The sequence below is a fragment of the Actinomadura montaniterrae genome (assembly GCF_008923365.1).
GTDB lineage: Bacteria > Actinomycetota > Actinomycetes > Streptosporangiales > Streptosporangiaceae > Spirillospora > Spirillospora montaniterrae.
The window spans coordinates 1-3,615 of record NZ_WBMR01000415.1; the positions used below are offsets into that span (position 1 = coordinate 1).

Sequence of the window (3,615 nt, forward strand, 5' to 3'; positions counted from 1 at the left end):
CGCCGGGCGGGCCCGGCCGCCCGGTCCGCCTCCTCGGCCAGCCGGGCCCCCGCCCGTGCCAGCTCGGCCAGCAGCCGGCGCGCGGCGCGGCCGTCCCGCTCGTCCAGCGCGCAGCCGTACAGCGCCTCGATCTCGGCTATGCGCGCTCCCAGCCGCAACATCTGATCGCCCACGATTGATCACCCCGTCGGTCCAATTGTGGGCGATCCGCGGCCGTTCGCGCACCGCCATTTCCGCCGCCCCGCATTCCGGTCCGTCCGTAACGGAGGGCCGTGTGCGCGCGGGCGTCAGTTCTCCGCGAGGACGGCGTCAGTTCTCCGCGAGGACGATGACGCGATCCCGTGCGGACAGCACCAGCGGGGCCGTCTTGCCGGGGTTGAGGACCACGCCGTACCCGGGCGGCTCGTGGTACCGGTCGATGAGCCGGTAGCCGAGCGCGACCTCGCCGCGCCGCCGCGCCGACTCGATCAGCGTCGCGAAGTCGGCGGTGCCGCCCGGCACGAGGTAGTCGCAGGCGGGCTTGAGGTAGATCTCCGACCCGGCCGGGTCGAGCAGGTCGGCGAACACGTCGTACAGGTGCCGGTTCTCGCTCAGCTGGGTCAGCATCAGGCTGATCAGCTTGTCGCTGACGACGAAGTCGTCGGCCTTGGTGACCTGCGCGACCTCCCGGTTGGCGTCGTCGTTGATCTCGCTGACGATGGAGAACGGGTCGCCGAGCGCGTCCTCCATGTCGCGCAGGTGCAGCAGCGTCACCAGCGTGCGCGCGTCGGCGTGCTCGCGGTCGTAGCCGGCCTCCGACAGCACGATGACGTGCTGGTACGAGCCGACGTCCAGGGACTCCAGCGACGGCCGCTCGGTCGGCTCCGCGGCCACGAACCCGACCTTGAGGTTGGCGAGCGGGCCGAGGGCGCCGGTCGGGTCCTCGCGCGGCGCGGCGACCGTCAGCGCCGACCCGGGCGCGAGGAACTCGTCCAGCAGCTCGATGATCTTCTGGGCGCGGTGGTTCCAGCCGAGCAGCAGGGTCCGCTCCGGCACCGGCTCCCGCGCGGTCGCCGTGGTGATCGCCCGCTCCCGGACGGCCGGCGGCGGACCGGACGCGAGCCGGATCAGCAGGTCGTCCTCGGCCAGCACGATGATCTCGTCGTCGGCGCTGACCGGGGTGTCCATCGGCGGGTTCAGCGCCACCGTCCCGTCGCCGTGCCGCAGCCCCGCCGGGACGCCGAGGTCGTAGCGCGACAGCGTCTCGCCGAACGTCAGGCCCGCCAGCGACGGCTCGGCCCGCATGTAGAACTCGTGCCCGGCGAAGTCGAGCAGGTCGGTGCAGACCTGCGACAGCCCGGACTGCCGGTGCGACTGCACGATCAGCCGGATCGCGATGTCGTCGGCGTCGATGACCCGCGCGGCGTCGCCGCCGGCCAGCCGGGCCGCGGGCAGGTTCGCCGAGTCGTGCACCGCCGCGACGACGTGCGGGCGGCGCCGCTCCCAGGCGCGCGCGCCGAGCGACAGCAGCACCTTGATGACGTGGGTGTCGGCGTCCTCGACCTCCGGCGAGATCACCATGATGGAGCGCGCGGTGCCGGGGCTGACCAGCTCCAGGTCGGCGACCTTCAGCGGGTTGCCGGTGCGGCACACGATCCGGGTCCGGCCGAACTCGCCGACCCGCGCGCGGAGGGCGTCCTCCATCTCGACCTTGTCGCGGTCGGCGAGGATCGCCACGCACGAGCGCCGCTCGCTCTGGTTGGCCTCCACCAGCTCGGCGACGACCGTGAACACCTGCTCCGACCAGCCGAGCAGCACGGTGTGGTCGTGCTCGACGATCCGGGACCGGCCCTTGCGCAGCTCGGTGATCTTGCTTTCCAGGCCGGTGGTGATGACGCCGATGAGCGAGCTGACGATGAAGATGCCGCCGACCGTGGCGACCAGCATCAGGCCGAGGAACGCGACGCCGCCGCTGTCGCCGCCCATCGTGCCGGGGTCGAGGGTGCGCAGCAGGCTGCGCCACACCATGCCGGGCCAGTGCCCGTTGCGGCCGCTGTCGCGCGGCGCGACGACGACCGCGGCCGTCGCCACCACGAGCACGAGCGCCGCCGAGGCGAGCCCGAGCCAGCCGATGAGCGCCGGCGTCCCCTTCGACATGGTGGTGTCGAACCAGTACCGGGCACGGTCCCGTCGCGTCGCGTGCTTCAACCCCGCTTGCCCCCCTTTGCCGGCCCCCCGGGCGCCACCCTACCGACTTGCGCGCCGATGATGTCCGCCATGCGGAATTCGGGGAATGCCGAGCGAAAGGCGATTTGCCCGGTGCGCACTAATGCGTGAGGGGCCGGAGTGAGAATTTCACTCCGGCCCCTCGGCGCTCTGCCGGAACTCGGCCGGCCGCGCGGAGCGCTAGTGCGCGGCCTCGTACTGCTCGATCACATTGGCGGGGATACGGCCCCGCTCATTGACCTTGATGCCGTGGTTCTTCGCCCACTCGCGAATCTCGGCGGAGCGCTCGCGGCTGCCCGCGGTACGGGTGCCGCGCGCCTGCCGGCCCGCCGGCTTGCGCGCCTTGCGGGCGCCGGCCACGAACGGCTCCAGCCCGTCGCGCAGCTTCGCGGCGTTCTTCTTGCTCAGGTCGATCTCGTAACTGGTGCCATCGAGTGAAAAGCTGACCGTCTCGTCGGCCTCGCCACCGTCGATGTCGTCCACGAGAAGGACTTCGACCTTCTGTGCCATGCGGGGACTCCCTCTAGCTATGCGTCCGGCTTCGCGTCCGGATGAGCGTCGATGAATGCAGCATAGACCTCATCCGATATCTTGCCACGTTCGGAGACTTCGACGCCCTCGCGCAATGCCCACTCGCGGACATCGCCGTTCGTGTAGCCCTTGATCTTCGCCACCCGGGCCTTGCGGCCCTTCCCCGCGGGCTTCACCTCCGCGGCGTTCTCGATGAAGGGCGCGAGCGCGTCCAGCATCTCGTTCAACCGCTTGTAGTTGTCATCGCTCAGGTCGATCGTGAACGTCCGACCCAGGACCTCGAAGTCCCGCTTGGCGACATCGTCCCCTTCGGAGCCGTCGATGTCGTCGACTCGAATGACCTTCTCGGCCATCTGTACCTTGTGTTCCTTCCCCTCGCCTACGCGGCGCCCCTGACCGTAGCGGATTCCGCGCCCCACCATGACGTCGCGGCGCGGCGCGGCACGGGAAAAGGCGCGCGGATCGGCGCGCGAGTCGCGCGGGAGGCGGTCAGGAAGCGGAACGCGCTCGGATCCAGGTGCTGAGCAGGAGCATCATCTCGAGGCGGAGATCGGGGTCCTCGATGTCGAAGTCGAACATCTCGTGGAGTTGCGCGAGCCGGTACCGGACGGTCTGCGGATGCACGCACAGCACCTCGGCCGCGCCCGTCGCGTTGAAGCCGTGCTTCATGCATTCCAGCAGCGTCTCGGCCAGCCGGACGCCCTGCCGCTGCCCCGCGGCCTCCAGCGGGGCGAGGCGCCGCGCCGCCACCAGCGCCGCCAGCGACGCGCCCTCCTGCAGCAGCAGCTCAGGCAGGTGCTCGTCGGCGCGGACGAGCAGCCCGCCGCGCCGGGACCCGCGCCCGCCGGTGCTCGCCTTGCCGTTCCCGGCGCGGGCGCG

General features: G+C 71.3%; 4 protein-coding genes. All 4 read right to left on the reverse strand.

Annotation, left to right across the window (positions count from 1 at the left end; translation table 11 throughout):
• Positions 1-309: 309 nt before the first annotated feature.
• Complete coding sequence (locus F9B16_RS49710; RefSeq protein ID WP_318839307.1) at positions 310-2,187, reverse strand: CASTOR/POLLUX-related putative ion channel; 1,878 nt, start codon at positions 2,185-2,187, stop codon at positions 310-312.
• Between the two features lie 198 nt (positions 2,188-2,385).
• On the reverse strand, positions 2,386-2,715 hold the full coding sequence (locus F9B16_RS49715; protein WP_151547238.1) for a histone-like nucleoid-structuring protein Lsr2: 330 nt from the start codon (positions 2,713-2,715) through the stop codon (positions 2,386-2,388).
• A gap of 17 nt (positions 2,716-2,732) precedes the next feature.
• Positions 2,733-3,089, reverse strand: a complete 357-nt coding sequence (locus F9B16_RS49720; RefSeq protein WP_151547239.1) for a histone-like nucleoid-structuring protein Lsr2 — start codon at positions 3,087-3,089, stop codon at positions 2,733-2,735.
• A gap of 136 nt (positions 3,090-3,225) precedes the next feature.
• Positions 3,226-3,615, reverse strand: a 390-nt coding sequence (locus tag F9B16_RS49725) for a helix-turn-helix domain-containing protein (RefSeq protein WP_192809400.1), incomplete at its 5' end; no start/stop codon positions are given.